This is a genomic window from Flavobacterium sp. (genome assembly GCF_040402955.1).
Lineage (GTDB): Bacteria > Bacteroidota > Bacteroidia > Flavobacteriales > Flavobacteriaceae > Flavobacterium.
In genome coordinates this window covers 32,872-50,621 of sequence record NZ_JBBALQ010000008.1, presented here as the reverse complement: position 1 = coordinate 50,621, position 17,750 = coordinate 32,872, and the positions used below count along the sequence as shown (strand labels likewise).

Here is a 17,750-nt window from a genome sequence, read left to right as displayed (position 1 = left end):
CTTACTTCAAAATTGATTCTAACTGTTTTTCATTTTCTTGAATCCAAAGATAAATGTCTTTAAAAATAGTTTCTACTGATTTTTTGGGTTTCCAGCCAATTTCAGTTTCAATTTTTGTGTTATCCGTGATAAAAATTCTTAAATCTGCGGTTCTGGTTTCGGCAACTTCGTCAATTTGAATTTTATTTCCCGTGATTTTTTCACAAATTGCTGTCATTTCTTGTAAAGAAGCACTGTTTTGTAATCCGCCACCTACATTATAAACTTTGCCCTGAAATTTTTCAATATTATGAATTTGAAAGTCTATTAGTTCCACTAAATCATCAACATGTAATAAATCTCTAACTTGTTTGCCTTTACCGCCGTATCCAATATATTTTAACGATTGGTTCCAATAATGTTTTGCCATCCACAACGTAACAACACCTTGGTCTGTTTTGCCCATTTGTCTTGGGCCAGCAATCACTCCAAATCTGGTTACAGCTGCTTTTAATCCGTAAAATGCGGCGTATTCATGTATAAATAATTCTGAACTCAATTTTGTAGTTCCATAAAAAGAACGTGCGCCTTCAAGAGCTAATTCTTCAGAAATGCCTTTGGAAGAAATGCCTTTTATTTCTTGATTGTCTATAAATAAAAATTTAGTTTCTTCTTCGTTAAAAAGTGCGTTTTCAATCGTTTCAATGGGATACACTCGGCTTGTGGATAGAAAAATTAATTTTGCATCATTTTTTATGCAAGCATTAAAACAATTAATGGAACCATATAAATTATTATTTATAACATAAGTTGGGTCCGAATCCAATCCTGCCGTAACAGATGGCTCTGCGGAAGCTTCAATTAAAACATCAAAACTTCCCAAAGCGTGCAAATCTTCGTTGTTTCTAATATCTCCATGAATAAAATCAATCGCATTTTTTTGAAAATCAATTAAATTTAGCTCTGAACCTCTTCTTTTTAAGTTGTCAAAAGCCACAATTTCATATTGTGGATATTTCTCTCTTAACTGCAAACATAATGTAGAACCTACAAAGCCCGCTCCTCCTGTTACTACTATTTTCATTTTACTTTTATTAAACTTTCCTTCCAATCTTTTACCTCAACACCAAAAACACTTTTAATCTTACTTTTGTCCAAAACACTATATGCTGGTCTTTTAGCCGGCGTGGGATATGCGGATGTTGGAATAGCTTGTAAATTTATGGAAATGTTATTTACTTTAAATATTTCTTTGGCAAAATCGTACCAAGAACACTGGCCTTCGTTGCTGAGGTTGTAAATACCATATAGGTGTTGGGTTTTGGGCGTTGGGTGTTGGGTGCTAATAATGGCTAATAAGCATTCTGCTAAATCTACAGCGTTTGTAGGTGTTCCGATTTGATCTGAAACCACAGATATACTGTCTCTTTCCGATGCCAATCGCAACATAGTTTTCATAAAATTGTTGGCAAATTGCGAATATACCCAAGATGTTCTAATAATAAAATGCTTCTCCCAAGTGTTTTGGATGGCTTGTTCGCCTTGTAATTTGGTTACTCCGTAAACGCCTGTTGGATTTGGAACGTCTTCTTCTGAATAAGGTTGAGTTGCTAATCCGTCAAAAACAAAATCGGTTGAAACATGCAATAAAACGGTGTTGTGCGCTTTACAAACGGCAGCTAAATTTTGCGCCCCTGTAACATTTATAGCATATGCTTTTTCTGATTCCGTTTCCGCTTTGTCAACAGCGGTGTAAGCCGCTGCATTAATGCAAAATTGTGGTTTATGTTTTTTGAAAATGGTTTCACAATTATTTTTATCAGTAATGTTTAATTCTGATGACGAACAAAACACAAAATCGATTGAAGGAAAATTTCCTACAACCGACTGAATAGCTTGTCCTAATTGTCCGTTTGCGCCTGTTACTAAAACTACCATACTTTTTTTGCTTTTTCTAAAGTTGGTAATATTTGGTCTTTTTCTGAAATAATTAGTTGTTCGATTGGAAAATTCCAATCAATATTTACAGATGCATCATTATAAATCAATCCGCCTTCACTTTCTTTATTGTAGAAATTATCACATTTATAAAAGAAAGTTGCTGTATCGCTCAACACTAAAAACCCGTGGGCAAAACCTCTTGGAATAAAAAATTGAGTTTGATTTTCAGCTGTTAAAAGTACCGTTTCGTATTGTCCAAAAGTCGGTGAATTAGGTCTTAAATCAACCGCAATATCTAATACTTCTCCTTGTAAAACGCGTACTAATTTTGCTTGTGCATGTTCCCTTGTTTGATAATGTAAACCACGTAAAACGCCTTTTGAAGAAAACGACTGATTGTCTTGTACAAAAGTTACTTTTTGTCCTACGCCTTCAGAAAAAGTGTTTTCGTTGAAACTTTCCATGAAATAGCCACGGTCGTCTTTTATTATTTTTGGTTCAAGGATAAAACATCCCTTTAATTTAGTTTCTATAAATTTCATGTGTTCAATTTGTCAATTAGACAATGTTCAATATGCCAATTCTTTGTTCAATGTGTCAATTTATTCGAAAAACATGGCCCATTGATTATTGACTAATTGAGAATTAAATAATACTCATTAAATGTGTTCCGTAGCCGCTTTTTAATAATGGTTCGGCTAGTTTTTTTAACTGATCTGCGTTAATAAAGCCCATTTTATATGCTGCTTCTTCGATAGCACCAATTTTTAATCCTTGGCGTTCTTCAATAACCTGAACGAATTGCCCAGCTTGCATTAACGACTGAAATGTTCCCGTGTCTAACCAAGCGGTTCCTCTGTCTAAAATACTTACTTTAAGTTTTCCTTGTTCTAAATAAGCTTTATTAATGTCGGTAATCTCTAATTCGCCACGGTGACTTGGTTGTATGTTTGCCGCAATTTCTATTACAGAATTGTCATAAAAATAAATACCCGGAACAGCAAAATTTGATTTTGGTTCTTTAGGTTTTTCTTCAATAGAAAGCACTTTTCCTGTTGCGTCAAATTCTACTACACCGTAACGTTCAGGGTCGTGTACATGATAAGCATATACAATTCCGCCGTCTGGATTATTGTTTGCCTGAAGCAATTCCGCCAATCCTGTCCCGTAAAAAATATTGTCACCTAAAACTAAAGCTACTTTATCGTTACCCACAAATTCTTTTCCAATAATAAACGCTTCTGCTAAACCGTTTGGATGTTCTTGTACGGCATATTCAAATCTGCACCCTAAACTGCTTCCGTCGCCTAATAAGTGTTGAAACAAAGGCAAATCGTGTGGGGTAGAAATAATTAAAATTTCGTTGATTCCTGCCCACATCAAAGTTGATAGCGGATAGTAAATCATGGGTTTGTCATAAATTGGCATTAATTGTTTACTTACCGCTAATGTTAACGGGTGTAATCTTGTTCCAGAGCCTCCGGCTAATATAATTCCTTTCATAGTTTTTTTGTTTAATTTGTTTCAGGTTTCAGGTTTCAGGTTAATTAACTTGAAACAAAAATAACTTTAAACTTGAAACTTTTTCAAATACCATTCAATTGTTTTTTTAATTCCTGTTTCAAAATTTTCATCTGCTTTCCAGCCTAGTTCTGTTTCAATTTTTGTGGCATCAATTGCGTAACGTAAATCGTGTCCAGGGCGGTCTGTTACAAAAGTAATTTGGTCTTGGTACTTTCCTGCTGCCTTTGGTTTTAACTGGTTTAAGATGTTACAAACAGCATCTACAATTTGTAAATTATTACGTTCGTTTCTTCCTCCAATATTATACGTTTCTCCAGATCTTCCTGTTTTGAAAGCCAATTCAATTCCTTTACAATGGTCTAAAACATATAACCAGTCGCGCACATTTTTTCCGTCTCCGTAAATTGGAATATTTTCTCCAGCTAATGCTTTACGAATAATAGTAGGAATTAACTTTTCGTTATGTTGTTTTGGACCGTAATTATTGGAACAATTTGAAGTAACCACATTCATTCCGTATGTATGAAAATAACTACGAACAATCATATCTGAACCTGCTTTTGATGCTGAATATGGGCTATTTGGCGCATAAGGCGTAGTTTCTTCAAACAAACCTGTTTCACCTAAAGTTCCATAAACCTCATCGGTAGAAACATGGTGAAAGCGAGCGTTTTTGAAAGCTTCATTATATTGATTAGGTGCCGACATCCAAAGTTTTCTAGCGGTATCTAACAGGTTAAAGGTTCCTAAAACATTGGTTTTAATAAACGCTTCAGGACCAGAAATGGAGTTGTCCACATGACTTTCAGCAGCAAAATGAATAACATCATGAAATTGATATTGATCAAATAAACTTTTAATAAATTCGGCATCTACAATATCTCCTTTTACGAACGTATATCGCTCGTGATTTTCGACTTCTACTACGTTTTCTAAATTTCCTGCATACGTTAAAGCGTCTAAATTTACCAAATGATAATCAGGATTATTCTCTATAAAATAAGGGACAAAATTTGCGCCAATAAACCCGGCTCCGCCGGTTACTAAAATGTGTTTCATTATGCTGTAATTCTTTGTTTTTGATGTTTATATACTTTTGAAAACCAATATCCTAATAAATAAAAAAGCACCAACAAAATCGGTAAAATAAATTTTAATTTATTGTTTGCTCCGCTTGTATTCATTTGATTTGATACAATATCTTGTTCTTTAATAATTTTTTCAAACTCTAATCGGTTGGTTGCTAATTTTTGGTTTTCGAAAATTAAATTATCTTTTTTTTGAATAAGATCACTAATGCCTGTGTTTTCAGATATTGAAACACTACTTCCGGTTTCATTTTGATTTAGACTTAAAATAATTTGGTCAATCTGATTGATTAATGATTTGTTAGCTACTAATTTTTCTTCTAAATTATTTTGTTGAATTTTCTGAAGTTTAATAAAATATTCCGACTGTTGTAAATAGTTTAATATAGGGTCTATTAAGTCTTTTTGGTGGTGAGCTTCAGAAGTTTTGATATTTATTCCGTGTAAATAATAGTTTTTACTGGTAGTTTGGTCTTGAATAATTTTATCTACATCACCATTTTCTGCCATTAATTTAACCAGTTCAAAATTATTTTTTTGGACTTCTGAATTAATAAAACTATAAATCCCGTTAATGGGTTGAATTTCAATAGAAATAAAATCTTCAATATTTTTAATTCCAATTTTAGCAAAAAACGCGTGGTCTTTTTCTTTTAATTTTAGAGAAATTAAATTTATTTTATCGTACAAATACTCATTGCTTCCAAAATTAGGAATCACCAAAATATCGTTTGTATAGTTAGGTTCTTTGTCTAAATAAAAACCTAAACCTCCTCCAATAATCAATAAAGTAAAAACAATTATAAGTCTCTTTTGTATAAAAAACAACAAATCGAAACATCTGTTTACCGCTTTTTGAAATCCTTTTGAAATCCTTTTTCCAATTTGGTTTAAATCAATTTCCTGCTCTTGAGAATTTGTACTCATGTCTTTAATTTACGTTAAAAATTTGTTCTAATATTTTGATGGTAATTAAATAAGTTGGTTTTACACCGGTAGTTCCTAAACCGCCAGAGGCTAATGTGCTTCCTGTTTCTAACGGATTATCTGAGGCGTAATACGCATATCTTACTTTTACGTTGGTATTAATACTTTTTCTAATTCTTGACGCAGATTGAATGGCTTTTTGATAATACGATCCTTCCATTTCTAAACCAATGGCTTCCCAGGTGGATTCGTGGAAAAATTTTAGTAAATCTCTATTTTGTAAAGACGTTCCTAAAACGGTTATCATAGGTCCTGAAAAAACAGGGATTCCATTTCCTTCAAACATTTCTTTTGTAAGTTCATTTTCGAAATGATAATTATCTGCCGTTCCTTCATTCACGTGTGCGTTTGGAATCATAATATCGCCTTTCCCGCCTTCTAAAATTCCGGCTTTACCCATTATTGAAACTGATTCCACATTCAATAACGTCTTAGTTTTATCAACTTTATACGGCTTTAAAAGCTCATCAATAGTTTCATACGCTTGTTCGCCAAAAGCATAATCCATTACAATAAGTACTGGTTTTTCTTTTAAAACTGCCGATGGAAAGGCTGTTTTTTTCCAATCGAATTTCGCAGTGTCAAAAATCTGCACATCAATATTTGTCCCCGAAGTATCAGGCAGGGAAATCATTCCGTTTTGCAACGCAACATCTTCCACTTTTTTACGTAACTCTTTGTGAGAAGACGAGCTTAAGTCTTCGTAAATTTGAAACGCTTCTTTTCCTTTATATTTTGCCGCTAAAACCGCAGGTGCAAAAACAGAATTCATTACACTGTGCATATTCGCACTAATTATATGAATCGGTCGTTCTAATAAATTGTTTTTGCTAAGTGTTTCTTTAATGTTGTTTGCCCAAATTTCTCCGTAAATATGATGCCCTAATCGTTCTCTTAAAATCGGACTAAACGTAATGGTGCGTTTGTTATTGTCTACAATTTCTTCAATCGCAATTTTTCCTAACCAATATACAATTTGTAAAAAACGTTCTGGTGCTTCAGTTGTGGCAAATCCATCATAAATATCTTGGACTTCTGCAAAGGTTCTTCCCAAAACGTTTGCCGCGTGAGACATCGCAATTTCTCTTTCAACTGGCGTTAATTTTTTGGTTTGTAGCGCAAATTGTGCTAGTTTTTGCCAGTCGCGAGAAACAGCACCTTCATCGTCAATTAAAACTCTATCTTTAATTTTATGCGATTCGATAAAAATAAACGTAAGGTGTGTTAGAATATCGTAAATATCTGAACGGCCACGGGTAATTTCAATATTCATTTGTTCGTCATCTATACGATAACAATTTCTTCTTCTTTTTGGCGGAACAATAGCTTTAAAGTGCGAATTCGCATAGCCTTCATCCGAGGTTAAATTGATATAACGACATTGCTCGATACCAACCGGTAAACGCTCAATTACATATAATAATCCGTTTAACTCTACTTTTTCTTCTGCAATAGAACCATAAATTTCCGGTCGTAAGGATAATAAAGCTTCACGTAAGGTTTCTCCTGAAATGCCCATTGGTTTGTAAAAACCTCTGTTAAATAAGTGTCGCATAGTAATGTACAATCGTTCGATAGCTGACGACGATTCTTGCGCCCGAGAACGCGAAATGTTTTTAATGTCTTTCATTAATTTCTATTTTATAACCAACAAAGGTAATAAATTTATTCTATAGTCCGGTTTCGTTCGCTTTTTGTGCATAGAAAGTTAACCTTTTCTTTATTTACAATGGAAAAAAAGCAGCAATTTTTCTATCGTTGCTTAATCTAGGTAATTTGTTTTGTCCGCCTAATTTTCCGATGGATTTCATATAGTTTTGAAAACCATTTTTTACCACTTTCGTAATCACAAGTGTTCGCAACACATTGCCTTTTATCAAATCGTCGTAATACACATTTTGTTGTCGCATTTTTGTATCAATTTTTAATGCAAAAGCTTGTAAATCTTCTGGTTCCGAATCAAATTCTATGAACCATTCGTGATACGGCAAACCACTTTTCGGATTAATTTGTGGCGCAACTGTAAACTCATTTACGCTTATATTTGTTCCCAAAATGGCGTTTTGCAAAGCGGTTTCCACTTCTTTTCCTATCACGTGTTCGCCAAAAGCAGAGATGTAATGTTTAATTCTTCCGGTAACAATAATGCGATACGGTTTTGTAGAAGTAAACGCAATTGTATCGCCAATATTGTATGCCCAAAGTCCGGCATTCGTAGAAATAATTAAAACATAACTTACGTTAATTTCTACTTCGCTAATTGTCAGTCGTTTAGGTTTTTCGGTGAAAAACTCATCAGCTTTAATAAATTCATAAAAAATGCCAGAGTTCAGAAGCAATAACATTCCTTTTTCGGTTTGCGAATCTTGATAGGCAAAAAAGCCTTCAGATGCAGGAAATAATTCGATAGCATCGACTTTTCTGCCTATTAATTGTTCAAATTTAGCACGGTAAGGTTCATAATTCACACCGCCATAAATGAATAAATTAAAATTTTTAAATAAATCGCCAACAGGCAAATTCGATTTTGTTTTTAACTTTTCAAAATACATTTGTACCCAACTTGGAATACCTGAAATCACCGTCATATTTTGATGAATCGTTTCTTCTACAATCGCATCTACTTTGGTTTCCCAATCTTCAATACAATTGGTTTTCCAACTTGGTAATCGGTTTTTTTGTAAATATTTTGGGACATAATGTGCTACAATTCCGGAAAGTCTGCCTAGTTTAATTCCGTTTTTTTTCTCCATTTCTGGACTTCCTTGTAAGAAAATCATTTTTCCGTCTACAAAATCTGCTTTTCCAGTTTCGTGAATGTAACTTAAAATGGCGTTTTTAGCCGCCTGAATATGAAAAGGCATCGATGCTGCAGTAAGTGGAATATATTTAGCGCCCGATGTAGTTCCTGAAGTTTTAGCAAAATATAAGGGTTTGCCTTTCCACAAAACATCCGATTCACCAGTAACAACTTTATTTATATATGGTTTTAAGTCTTCATAATCTCGAATAGGAACTTGTTTCGCAAAATCTTCAAATGATTTGATGGTTGAAAAGTTATGCTCTTTTCCAAATTGCGTGTTTTTCGCTTCACGTAATAAAGATTGAAACACCTTTTCTTGAGTAGCAACAGGAGAATTTGCCCATTTTTGAGTTTGTATGTGCGAATATCTGGCGAGTATTTTGGCTGCAACTGCTTTTATTGACATAGTTGTCGGATTTATTTTTTTGCTTTTTGTTGAAGTTGATTTACTTCTTTTCTTAGTTGTATTTCTTTTTCAGAAACGGTAACATCAATTTTTTCTGTGGCGTTTTCTGCCACTTTTATAGAATCTTTATTAAGTTTTGCGAATTCTAAATCGCCATTTAATACCGATTTTACAGACTGAATGTAGGCGTTATTCTCTTTTGTAACTTTTAATAAAGAATCTGATTTAATTGTTAATGCTACGGCTTGTTTTTTTAATTCTGTAGAGGCATAACCCGGAACATACTCGCGCAAAGGCGTAAAAGCAATAATAAAAGTGGTGATAAAAACAATTAAAATAGCACTTAAAGAAGACGCTATAAATACATTCATTAACGTTAATTTTAAAGAAAATGACTCTTCTAACGTGTCTTCATTATAGATAATTAGTCGTCTTTTACTTACTAATATTTGCTTTAACGCCTGAAATTTTAACCTTTTTTGAGACATATCTCTTAATTTTATACAAATATAACACAATTAGCCAATGTGCCAATTAGTAAATCCCGAGATTCGGGACAAGTTATATCAATAAAAAAGAATAATTTTATTTGTGTTTTAATTTTTTATGTACCTTTGTAGTATAAATTTTAAATTTAAAAAAATGAATTCTTTATATATAACTTTAGGAACCATTGGTGGAACAGAGTGGATTATTATTATTGCTGTTGTTGTCTTATTTTTTGGAGGTAAAAAAATTCCAGAATTAATGAAAGGACTTGGTGGTGGTATCAAGGAATTTAAAAAAGCGGCTAAAGGTGAAGATGAAACGCCAGTAGTTAAAAAAGAAGAAGAAACTAAAGAATAAATTTTTTAAAATTCCAAATTCCAAATTCCAAATTTAAAAACTTGGGATTTGGAATTTTTTGGTTTTGGTTTTTTATAATACCATCGTCAACTGTATTCTTTTTCTTGCTTCATCTACCTCAACTACTTTTACTTGCACGTGTTGATGTAATTTTACGACTTCGTTTACATCGGAGACAAAACCTGCTTTTAGTTGGGAAATATGTACCAAACCACTTTCTTTGGTTCCGATATCCACAAAACAACCAAAAGCGGTGATATTATTTACTATTCCGGGTAAAATCATACCTGTTTTTAAATCTTTTATCGTTCGAACATTCGGGTCAAATTCAAAAACTTTAGCTGCTTTTCTTGGATCTAAACCGGGTTTTTCTAATTCTTTTAAAGCGTCTTTTAGTGTTAAAACTCCAATTTCAGATGTAATATAATTTTCTGGTTGTATTTGTGCTATTTTTTCTTTGTTGGCAAACAAATCTGTTGTTTTTACACCTAAATCTTTAGCCATTTTTTCAACAATTGCATACGCTTCTGGGTGAACTGCCGAATTATCTAACGGGTTTTTTCCGTCTTTTATTCGAATAAATGCTGCGGCTTGTTGGTACGCTTTTTCTCCTAAGCGTGGTACTTTTTTTAGTTGTTTTCTGTCTTCAAAAGGACCGTTTTCAGAACGATAAGCAACAATGTTTTCCGCCATTTTTTCTCCAATTCCAGAAACATAGCTCAATAACGATTTACTTGCGGTATTAATGTTAATTCCAACTGCATTTACGCAACTCATTACCACAATATCTAATTGCTCTTTTAATTTGTTTTGATCTACATCGTGTTGGTATTGTCCAACTCCAATGGATTTTGGATCTATTTTTACCAATTCCGCCAACGGATCTGAAAGTCGTCTTCCAATAGAAACCGAACCACGAACCGTTACGTCGTAGTTTGGAAATTCATCTCGCGCAATTTTACTCGCCGAATACACCGATGCACCTGCTTCTGAAACCACAAAAACCTGAACGGGTTTATCAAAAGCAATTTTTTTAATGAAAAACTCCGTTTCGCGAGATGCCGTTCCGTTTCCAATAGAAATAGCTTCAATATTGTAAGCATTAACCATCGAACGTATTTTTTTCATCGCCATAGCGCTATCGTTTTGTGGTGCGTGCGGATAAACGGTTTCGTTGTTTAATAAATCACCTTTTTCATCCAAACAAACTAATTTACAGCCGCTTCTGTAACCTGGGTCAATAGCTAAAATGCGTTTTTCACCTAATGGTGGCGCCAATAATAACTGACGTAAATTTTCTGCAAAAACATCAATGGCTTTGATGTCGGCTTTGGTTTTTGCTTCTTGCAACGTTTCGTTTGAAATAGCGGGTTCTAACAATCTTTTATAGCTGTCTTTTATAGCTTTTTCAATTTGTTCGCCGCTTTCGTTATTGGTTTTAATTAAGTTATCTTCCATAAAACGAATCACTTCGGCTTTATCTTCCTCATTTAAACCTACATTCAACTTAATAAATCCTTCGGCTTCAGCACGTAACATCGCTAATAATCGATGCGATGGCGCTTTGCTTACATTTTCAGACCAATCAAAATATTGAGAAAATTTTTGAGCCGCTTCGTCGTCTTTTTTGGTTTTTACTACTTTAGTGGTAATTTCGGCTTTACGCTGAAAGGTTCTTCTTAGCGATTTTCGAATGAAAACATTTTCGTTTATCCATTCGGCAATTATATCTCGAGCGCCCTGAAGAGCTTCGTCTTCATTTGTAACTTTTTCGTTTAAATATTTCGAAGCTAAAAACTCAATGTCATCATTTTTTTGACTCATGATAATTTTCGCCAAAGGTTCTAATCCGTTTTCACGAGCGGTATCAGCTTTGGTTTTTTTCTTCTTTTTATATGGTAAATAGAAATCTTCCAATTCTTGTAAATCAAAACTGTTTTCGATTTTTGATTTCAATTCTGCCGAAAGTGCATTTTGCTCCTCAATCGATTTTAAAATGCTTTCTTTTCGTTTTACAATTTCAATAAATTGCTTGTTTAATTTTGTAATGGTTTCAATTTGCACCTCGTCTAAATTTCCAGTTTGGTCTTTTCGATAACGAGAAATAAATGGAATTGTGCAATCTTCCAAAAGTAATTTAATCGTGGCTTCAATGCTTTTTACGGCAATGTTGGTTTGGTTTTGTAGGTATTGGATTGTGGTCATTATTTTCCAAAAAATTAATTCTATTTTTAATTGTGATTTACTTCACAAAAACAATTGGATTTATGTAATATTCTTTGATTTTATTTTGTTTGATTTTTATTGATGCATAGACAGAATAAGCTGTATTTACTATAATTAATATAAAATAAGAATAAAATAAAATTTCAGTGTTAAAAGTATGAGATATTTTGAAATAAGCAGTGACAAAAAATAATAAATTACTCACTATAGAAAATAAAATTTGAAAATTTAATATATTTTTTCCTTGTTTGTCTACGTTTATAATGCTTTCTCTTTTGTTTAGCCACAAAATCAATGGAAAAATAATATTTCCTAAAGGAATAATTACATTTGAAATTATAGATAAATGAAGAAACATAAGATAACTTTTGTCTTCTATTTTACCATAATTAATAATTTCTTCAAGATTAATTTGTAACGTTTCACAAATTAATCTTAATGTGTTGCCGCTTGGTTGGTTTTGGTCTTTTTCAATTCTTTGTAACGTTCTTAAATTAATTTTTGATAAGTCGGAAAGTTCTTCTTGAGACATTCCTTTTTGTTTTCTAATTTTTGAAATCTTTGATCCGATTGTTTCCATTTTAATTTTTTTAAAAATTTCATCAAAATTAAAATGAAATTGATATTTGGTATTATGGTTTTTTTACGACATTTCTACGACATTTGTGCCCAACTGCTGTATTTAAACGTTTTTTAAGTAATAATATTAAACTTTTAATACTTTTTAAAGCTATGTTCGTTGATTTTATATGAATTGAATAGTGGTCATTATGAAAATTTAGTAGAAAATATAAATTCCGCCAATTACGACGGAATTTAAATAAGTAATAAATAAAATATTATTTACACGCAATTTTATTTACTCTATTTGCGTGTCTTCCGCCTTCAAAATCGGTGTTTAAAAATGTAGCTACCATTTCCACAGCTTGTTGGATAGATGTATAACGCGCTGGAATAGAAATTATATTCGCATCATTATGCTGACGGGCTAATTCCGCAATTTCTTTCGTCCAACATAAAGCGGCACGAATATCTTGGTGTTTGTTTGCAGACATCGCAATTCCGTTTCCAGAGCCACAAATTACAATTCCAAAATGAGCTTTCTTACTTACAACATCATTCGCCACAGCGTGACCAAAATCTGGATAGTCAACACTTTCAAAAGTATCTGTTCCGTGGTTAATAACTTGATAATTGTTGCTTTCTAAATAGTTAACTATTGCTTTTTTGTAGTCTGGACCCGCGTGGTCGTTACCAATTGATACTGTCATAATAGTGAGTAGTGTTGTTAATATTGTTTTACAAAAATAATCAATATGTAGCGTATCATAAAGTAAATTTGTAAATATTATTGGTTTTCTATTTTAATTTTTTATAAAAACCAATTGAAAAAAGAGCGTTGTTAATACTTTTAGATAATGAGTTGATAATCAGTTAATGTTAATTTAACATTACGTGTTGATAACTTAAGATAGAAAATAATAATTTTTTTACTGGTGTGAAATTAAAATTTGTAATGCAAATCTTAAATTTAAAATCAAAATTTAGTTATTACATTTTATTTTATTTTTATGAATACTTTTTACGTGGTTATTAACAAAATTTATAAATTGACTTATATACAAAACAAACGCGGATTAAGATTTTAACAGGTGTTAATAAGATTTGTTTTAAAAATAAAAATTCGTTGTAAAAGAAGTAATTAGCAAAATTTTTGAGTGTTTATTAAGTTGTATAACTTACAATAAGTTTGTAAAACAACATTTGAAAATAAATTTATACTACATATTAACACGCTATAATAACCATCAATAATTTAAATTTAATTAAAAATTTTTTTTTTTTTTTTAATATATGTTGAAAACTTTTAAGTTTTAGAAAATTAAAATTTTATTAAATCTTACTACTTAATTCCGTTTTCTGATTTCTTCTTTGTACCTTTAATGCATATTAAGAATGATATATGAAAAAGAATTTCAGAAAAATGACAAAAAAAGGCAAAGATTTTTCGGCACATGTATATAAAATACTATCCGCATCACCTACTAAAGACTTTAATTACAAACAAATAGCTGCGATAATTGAAGTGAATGATACACAAAGTAGAAACGAAATTATTAAAGAATTAGGTATTTTAAAGAAAGTAGGTAAAATAGAAGAAACAGAACGCGGTAAATATAAAATAATATCAAAAGCAGAATATTACGAAGGAACTGTAGATATGACGTCTCGTAAATCGGGATATTTTGTTTGTTCTGAATTAGAAGATGATGTATATATTCCGTTTATTAATTTAAACCACGCTTTAGATGGTGATAAAGTTAAATGTTATATTTACAATAGAAGAAGTAGTAGAAAACCAGAAGCCGAAGTTTTAGAAATTTTAGAAAGAGCAAAAACTGACTTTGTTGGTGTAATTGATATTCAGAAAAATTTTGGATTTGTAACTACTACAAACGCTAAAATGTATACCGATATTTTTATTCCTAAAAATGAAATAGCTACTGCAGAACACGGTGATGTTGTTTTAGTTTCTATGGTTGATTGGCCAAAAAAAGCAGATTCTCCGTTTGGAAAAGTAATAAAAGTTTTAGGAAAACCAGGAGAACACAATACAGAAATCCACGCGATTTTAGCAGAATATGGATTACCAAATGATTTTCCTGTTGAAGTAGAAGCGTATGCCAATCAAATAGATACTTCAATTACAGAAGAAGAAATTGCAAAACGAAGAGATATGCGAAATATTTTAACGTTTACAATTGATCCAAAAGATGCAAAAGATTTTGATGATGCCTTATCTTTTCAAGTATTACCAAATGGAAATTATGAAATTGGAGTACATATTGCTGATGTTTCTCATTATTTACAAGAAGGAACTATTTTAGATGATGAAGCGTATGAAAGAGCTACTTCTGTTTATTTAGTGGATAGAGTGGTTCCAATGTTACCAGAAGTTTTATCAAATTTTGCTTGTTCTTTACGACCAAATGAAGAAAAATATACATTTTCAGCTATTTTTCAATTAAATAATAAAGCGGAAGTGGTGGATTCTTGGTTTGGAAGAACGGTTATTTATTCAGATCAACGATTTGCGTATGAAGAAGCACAAGAAATCATTGAAAGTAAATCAGATATAATTCCAGCTCATATTTCGTTGATTGGAAAGGAATATCACGCACCAAAACCAATTGTAGAAGCGACTCTAAAAATGGACGAATTAGCAAAAATTCTTCGTAGAAAAAGAATGAATGCGGGTGCCATTTCTTTTGATAAAGTAGAAGTAAAATTCAATTTAAACGAACACGCAGAACCTGTTGGCGTATATTTCAAACAAAGTAAAGACGCGAATCATTTAATTGAAGAATTTATGTTATTAGCCAATAGAAAAGTGGCTGAATTTATCGGAAAACAAAAGAAAACGTTTATTTACAGAATTCACGATGAACCAAATGAAGATAAATTATTTGGTTTACAAAATGTAATTTCTAAATTCGGATATAATTTAAATTTAAAATCGAAACAAGATATTTCTACTTCGTTAAATAAATTATTAGAAGAGGTTCAAGGAAAAAAAGAACAAAATATGGTCGACACACTTACAATTCGTTGTATGAGTAAAGCAGCGTATTCAACACATAATATTGGTCATTATGGCTTAGCGTTCGATTATTATTCGCATTTTACTTCGCCAATTCGTCGTTATCCGGATGTGATGGCACACCGTTTGCTACAATTTTATTTAGATGGCGGAAAAAGTGTAAGTGAAGAATTGTTTGAAGAAAAATGTATGCATTCGTCCGATAGAGAAAATTTAGCTGCAAAAGCGGAAAGAGATTCTGTAAAATATATGCAAGTGAAATATATGCAAGACCATAAAGATCAAGAATTTTTAGGTGTAGTTTCAGGAGTTACCGAATGGGGAATTTATGTTGAAATTATCGAAAATAAATGTGAAGGAATGGTGCGTATTAGAGAAATTAAAGACGATTATTACACGTTTGATGACAAACAATATGCGTTAGTAGGTGAAGTTTCTAAAAACTTAATACAATTAGGAGAAGAAGTGTACGTTAAAGTAAAAAATGCCGATTTAGTAAAAAAACAATTGGATTTTCATTTTGTGAGAGAAAATAAATAAGAGTGTTCAGTAATCAGTTTTTAGTGTTCAGTTAAAATAACAATTCAAAATTGTTATTCTGAACTTGTTTCAATATCTAAAAAATATGAAGTTATGAAAAAAATTATTTATTCCTTATTATTAATCAGTTCGGTAACTTTCGCACAAACCGAAAGATTTGTTGGTGATTTTACCAAAGTAACTTCTTTTGATCAAATAGATGTAGAGTTGGTTTTAGGTACTGAAAATAAAGTAATTTTAAAAGGTACTAATTCTGAAGAAGTAGAATTAATAAATAATAATGGTGAATTAAAAATTAGAATGTCATTAGCAAAAATGCTTAGTGGTGATGCTATTTCAGCAACTGTTTATTATAAAAAATTAGATGCTTTAGAAGCCAATGAAGGCAGTAGAATTTCTTGTGAAACAGAAATAAAAGCCATTGGTTTTGATATTATTACCAAAGAAGTCGCAGAAATTGTTTTAAATATTCTTAGTGCAGATAAATTAAAAATACGTTGCGGCGCAGGAAGTATAGTTACTATAAAAGGAATAGTTAAAAACCAGGATATTTTAGCAAATTCTGGTGCTAAATATGATGGTCAAGATTGTATTACCCAACAAACTACAGTAACCGTTAATGCTGGCGGAATAGCTAATGTAAATGTTTCTGATATCGTGGATGCTAAAACCCGAGCAGGCGGAACAATTATTATTTACGGCAATCCAAAACAAATAAATCAAAAATCGGTTGCTGGCGGAAAAATTATTCAAGCAAAATAAAATTTACCTTCAAGTTTTTTTATAACTTTAAAAATTAGTAGTTTTACATTTAAGTGCATTAGTTTAATAAACCTTTTAAACTTATAACCTTTTTAAACTTATAACCTTTTTAATGATTCACGATATATTATTAGCTATTCCTTGGGCATTTTTGTTAGCTATTTCAATTGGCCCCGGTTTTTTCATGATATTAGAAACCAGTATTACTAAAGGTTTTAAAGCGGCTTTTACTTTAGATTTAGGAATTGTATTTAGTGATATTATTTTTATACTTATTGCTTATTTTGCCACGAATCAAATACTTTCGCAATTAAAAGACAACCCTGTTTTATATATTGTTGGAGGAATTATAATGTCGGTTTATGGATTGATTTCTTACGTTCAATTAAAGAAAAAATTTAATGAAAAAATGGAAGATGACGACGAGGAAGATATTCAGAAAAACAATTACTTAGGTTTATTTTTTAAAGGTATTTTTTTAAATATTATTAATGTCGGTGTTTTAGGATTTTGGATGATGATTATAATAACTCACGGCCCAAAATTAGAAATGAACCCATTACGCATTTTTATATTTTTCACTGCAATTTTAGTGTTTTATTTACTAATTGATATTTATAAAATACTATTAGCCAAGCAATTAAAACATAAATTAACACCAAATAACATTTATAAAATTAAAAGAATTATAAGTATAGTAATATTAATTTTTGGGGTGTTTTTTATTCTTCAAGGGCTTTTTCCAAAAAGCAAACAAATTGTAAATAAAAAATTAGGTATCGAGGAAGTTGTGAAGTAATTTCTTATTAATTCTAAAAAACCACTATTTCAAGTAACTCTTTCTGAGGCATCGTCAGGATTCGAACCATAATATTATTTAATTTTTTAAAAAAATTACAAAAAAAAGAGCTACTTTTTCAAGTAACTCTTTCAGAGGCATCGTCCGGATTCGAACCGGAGTAGACGGTTTTGCAGACCGGTGCCTAGCCGCTCGGCCACGACGCCATTATTGGATTGCAAATATAGATATAAAAATTTCAATATTCA

Annotated in this window: 16 protein-coding genes and 1 tRNA gene; 4 read left to right on the top strand and 13 right to left on the bottom strand. The window is 31.6% G+C overall.

The annotated features are described in order from the left end of the window. Position 1: 1 nt before the first annotated feature. The 9 genes from ABWP78_RS05715 to ABWP78_RS05675 all read right to left on the bottom strand — a co-directional run bounded on the left by ABWP78_RS05715 (position 2) and on the right by ABWP78_RS05675 (position 9,216). Positions 2-1,063, bottom strand: coding sequence for an NAD-dependent epimerase/dehydratase family protein (locus ABWP78_RS05715; RefSeq protein WP_353169818.1), 1,062 nt, complete (start codon positions 1,061-1,063; stop codon positions 2-4). Next, positions 1,060-1,917: a dTDP-4-dehydrorhamnose reductase gene (gene rfbD / locus ABWP78_RS05710; protein ID WP_353169817.1), complete on the bottom strand. Its 858-nt coding sequence runs from the start codon at positions 1,915-1,917 to the stop codon at positions 1,060-1,062. The genes ABWP78_RS05715 and rfbD overlap by 4 nt, the downstream gene beginning before the upstream one ends. Continuing rightward, a complete protein-coding gene (gene rfbC, locus ABWP78_RS05705) occupies positions 1,911-2,462 on the bottom strand; it encodes a dTDP-4-dehydrorhamnose 3,5-epimerase (RefSeq protein ID WP_353169816.1) in 552 nt (183 codons plus the stop codon). Before rfbC ends, rfbD begins: the two co-directional genes overlap by 7 nt. Before the next feature lie 103 nt (positions 2,463-2,565). Next, on the bottom strand, positions 2,566-3,423 hold the full coding sequence (gene rfbA / locus ABWP78_RS05700; protein ID WP_353169815.1) for a glucose-1-phosphate thymidylyltransferase RfbA: 858 nt from the start codon (positions 3,421-3,423) through the stop codon (positions 2,566-2,568). Between the two features lie 66 nt (positions 3,424-3,489). After that, on the bottom strand, positions 3,490-4,503 hold the full coding sequence (rfbB, locus tag ABWP78_RS05695; RefSeq protein WP_353169814.1) for a dTDP-glucose 4,6-dehydratase: 1,014 nt from the start codon (positions 4,501-4,503) through the stop codon (positions 3,490-3,492). Next, the gene (locus ABWP78_RS05690; RefSeq protein ID WP_353169813.1) at positions 4,503-5,459 is read right to left on the bottom strand and encodes a hypothetical protein; all 957 of its coding nucleotides are present in this window, start codon (positions 5,457-5,459) and stop codon (positions 4,503-4,505) included. The genes rfbB and ABWP78_RS05690 overlap by 1 nt, the downstream gene beginning before the upstream one ends. Positions 5,460-5,463: 4 nt before the next feature. After that, a complete protein-coding gene (locus ABWP78_RS05685) occupies positions 5,464-7,149 on the bottom strand; it encodes a DUF6909 family protein (RefSeq protein WP_353169812.1) in 1,686 nt (561 codons plus the stop codon). A gap of 94 nt (positions 7,150-7,243) precedes the next feature. Beyond that, positions 7,244-8,728, bottom strand: a complete 1,485-nt coding sequence (locus ABWP78_RS05680) for a GH3 auxin-responsive promoter family protein (RefSeq protein ID WP_353169811.1) — start codon at positions 8,726-8,728, stop codon at positions 7,244-7,246. An 11-nt stretch (positions 8,729-8,739) separates the two neighbouring features. After that, on the bottom strand, positions 8,740-9,216 hold the full coding sequence (locus ABWP78_RS05675; protein WP_353169810.1) for a peptidase: 477 nt from the start codon (positions 9,214-9,216) through the stop codon (positions 8,740-8,742). A gap of 154 nt (positions 9,217-9,370) precedes the next feature. On the opposite strand from ABWP78_RS05675, the gene ABWP78_RS05670 reads away from it, so the two are divergent. Beyond that, complete coding sequence (locus tag ABWP78_RS05670; protein WP_353078536.1) at positions 9,371-9,574, top strand: Sec-independent protein translocase subunit TatA/TatB; 204 nt, start codon at positions 9,371-9,373, stop codon at positions 9,572-9,574. Between the two features lie 72 nt (positions 9,575-9,646). Here ABWP78_RS05670 and ABWP78_RS05665 read toward each other — a convergent pair whose 3' ends face one another. The 3 genes from ABWP78_RS05665 to rpiB form a co-directional block, all read right to left on the bottom strand. Continuing rightward, positions 9,647-11,779 (bottom strand): Tex family protein, encoded by a 2,133-nt coding sequence (locus tag ABWP78_RS05665; RefSeq protein ID WP_353169809.1) that lies wholly within the window; start codon positions 11,777-11,779, stop codon positions 9,647-9,649. Positions 11,780-11,816: 37 nt separating this feature from the next. Then, positions 11,817-12,380: a magnetosome magnetite crystal formation protein family gene (locus ABWP78_RS05660; RefSeq protein ID WP_353169808.1), complete on the bottom strand. Its 564-nt coding sequence runs from the start codon at positions 12,378-12,380 to the stop codon at positions 11,817-11,819. A 259-nt stretch (positions 12,381-12,639) separates the two neighbouring features. Continuing rightward, on the bottom strand, positions 12,640-13,071 hold the full coding sequence (gene rpiB / locus ABWP78_RS05655; protein WP_353078543.1) for a ribose 5-phosphate isomerase B: 432 nt from the start codon (positions 13,069-13,071) through the stop codon (positions 12,640-12,642). A gap of 692 nt (positions 13,072-13,763) precedes the next feature. Between rpiB and rnr the strand changes: the two genes are divergently transcribed. The 3 genes from rnr to ABWP78_RS05640 all read left to right on the top strand — a co-directional run bounded on the left by rnr (position 13,764) and on the right by ABWP78_RS05640 (position 17,502). Next, entirely contained in the window at positions 13,764-15,941 is a 2,178-nt protein-coding gene (gene rnr / locus ABWP78_RS05650) for a ribonuclease R (RefSeq protein WP_353169807.1), read from the top strand. Between the two features lie 93 nt (positions 15,942-16,034). Next, positions 16,035-16,703 carry a head GIN domain-containing protein gene (locus ABWP78_RS05645; RefSeq protein WP_353169806.1) on the top strand — a complete coding sequence of 223 codons (669 nt, stop codon included), beginning with the start codon at positions 16,035-16,037 and terminating at the stop codon, positions 16,701-16,703. Positions 16,704-16,815: 112 nt separating this feature from the next. Further along, positions 16,816-17,502, top strand: a complete 687-nt coding sequence (locus tag ABWP78_RS05640; RefSeq protein ID WP_353169805.1) for a LysE family translocator — start codon at positions 16,816-16,818, stop codon at positions 17,500-17,502. Positions 17,503-17,637: 135 nt separating this feature from the next. Here the strand turns inward: ABWP78_RS05640 and ABWP78_RS05635 are convergent. Beyond that, positions 17,638-17,708, bottom strand: a tRNA-Cys gene (locus ABWP78_RS05635). Positions 17,709-17,750: the final 42 nt, after the last annotated feature.

Excerpts from the sequence above, each read along its gene's own strand:
- ABWP78_RS05715 (WP_353169818.1), bottom strand. The coding sequence starts at position 1,063 with ATGAAAATAGTAGTAACAGGAGGAGCGGGCTTTGTAGGTTCTACATTA.
- rfbD (WP_353169817.1), bottom strand. The coding sequence starts at position 1,917 with ATGGTAGTTTTAGTAACAGGCGCAAACGGACAATTAGGACAAGCTATT.
- rfbC (WP_353169816.1), bottom strand. The coding sequence starts at position 2,462 with ATGAAATTTATAGAAACTAAATTAAAGGGATGTTTTATCCTTGAACCA.
- rfbA (WP_353169815.1), bottom strand. The coding sequence starts at position 3,423 with ATGAAAGGAATTATATTAGCCGGAGGCTCTGGAACAAGATTACACCCG.
- rfbB (WP_353169814.1), bottom strand. The coding sequence starts at position 4,503 with ATGAAACACATTTTAGTAACCGGCGGAGCCGGGTTTATTGGCGCAAAT.
- ABWP78_RS05690 (WP_353169813.1), bottom strand. The coding sequence starts at position 5,459 with ATGAGTACAAATTCTCAAGAGCAGGAAATTGATTTAAACCAAATTGGA.
- ABWP78_RS05685 (WP_353169812.1), bottom strand. The coding sequence starts at position 7,149 with ATGAAAGACATTAAAAACATTTCGCGTTCTCGGGCGCAAGAATCGTCG.
- ABWP78_RS05680 (WP_353169811.1), bottom strand. The coding sequence starts at position 8,728 with ATGTCAATAAAAGCAGTTGCAGCCAAAATACTCGCCAGATATTCGCAC.
- ABWP78_RS05675 (WP_353169810.1), bottom strand. The coding sequence starts at position 9,216 with ATGTCTCAAAAAAGGTTAAAATTTCAGGCGTTAAAGCAAATATTAGTA.
- ABWP78_RS05670 (WP_353078536.1), top strand. The coding sequence starts at position 9,371 with ATGAATTCTTTATATATAACTTTAGGAACCATTGGTGGAACAGAGTGG.
- ABWP78_RS05665 (WP_353169809.1), bottom strand. The coding sequence starts at position 11,779 with ATGACCACAATCCAATACCTACAAAACCAAACCAACATTGCCGTAAAA.
- ABWP78_RS05660 (WP_353169808.1), bottom strand. The coding sequence starts at position 12,380 with ATGGAAACAATCGGATCAAAGATTTCAAAAATTAGAAAACAAAAAGGA.
- rpiB (WP_353078543.1), bottom strand. The coding sequence starts at position 13,071 with ATGACAGTATCAATTGGTAACGACCACGCGGGTCCAGACTACAAAAAA.
- rnr (WP_353169807.1), top strand. The coding sequence starts at position 13,764 with ATGAAAAAGAATTTCAGAAAAATGACAAAAAAAGGCAAAGATTTTTCG.
- ABWP78_RS05645 (WP_353169806.1), top strand. The coding sequence starts at position 16,035 with ATGAAAAAAATTATTTATTCCTTATTATTAATCAGTTCGGTAACTTTC.
- ABWP78_RS05640 (WP_353169805.1), top strand. The coding sequence starts at position 16,816 with ATGATTCACGATATATTATTAGCTATTCCTTGGGCATTTTTGTTAGCT.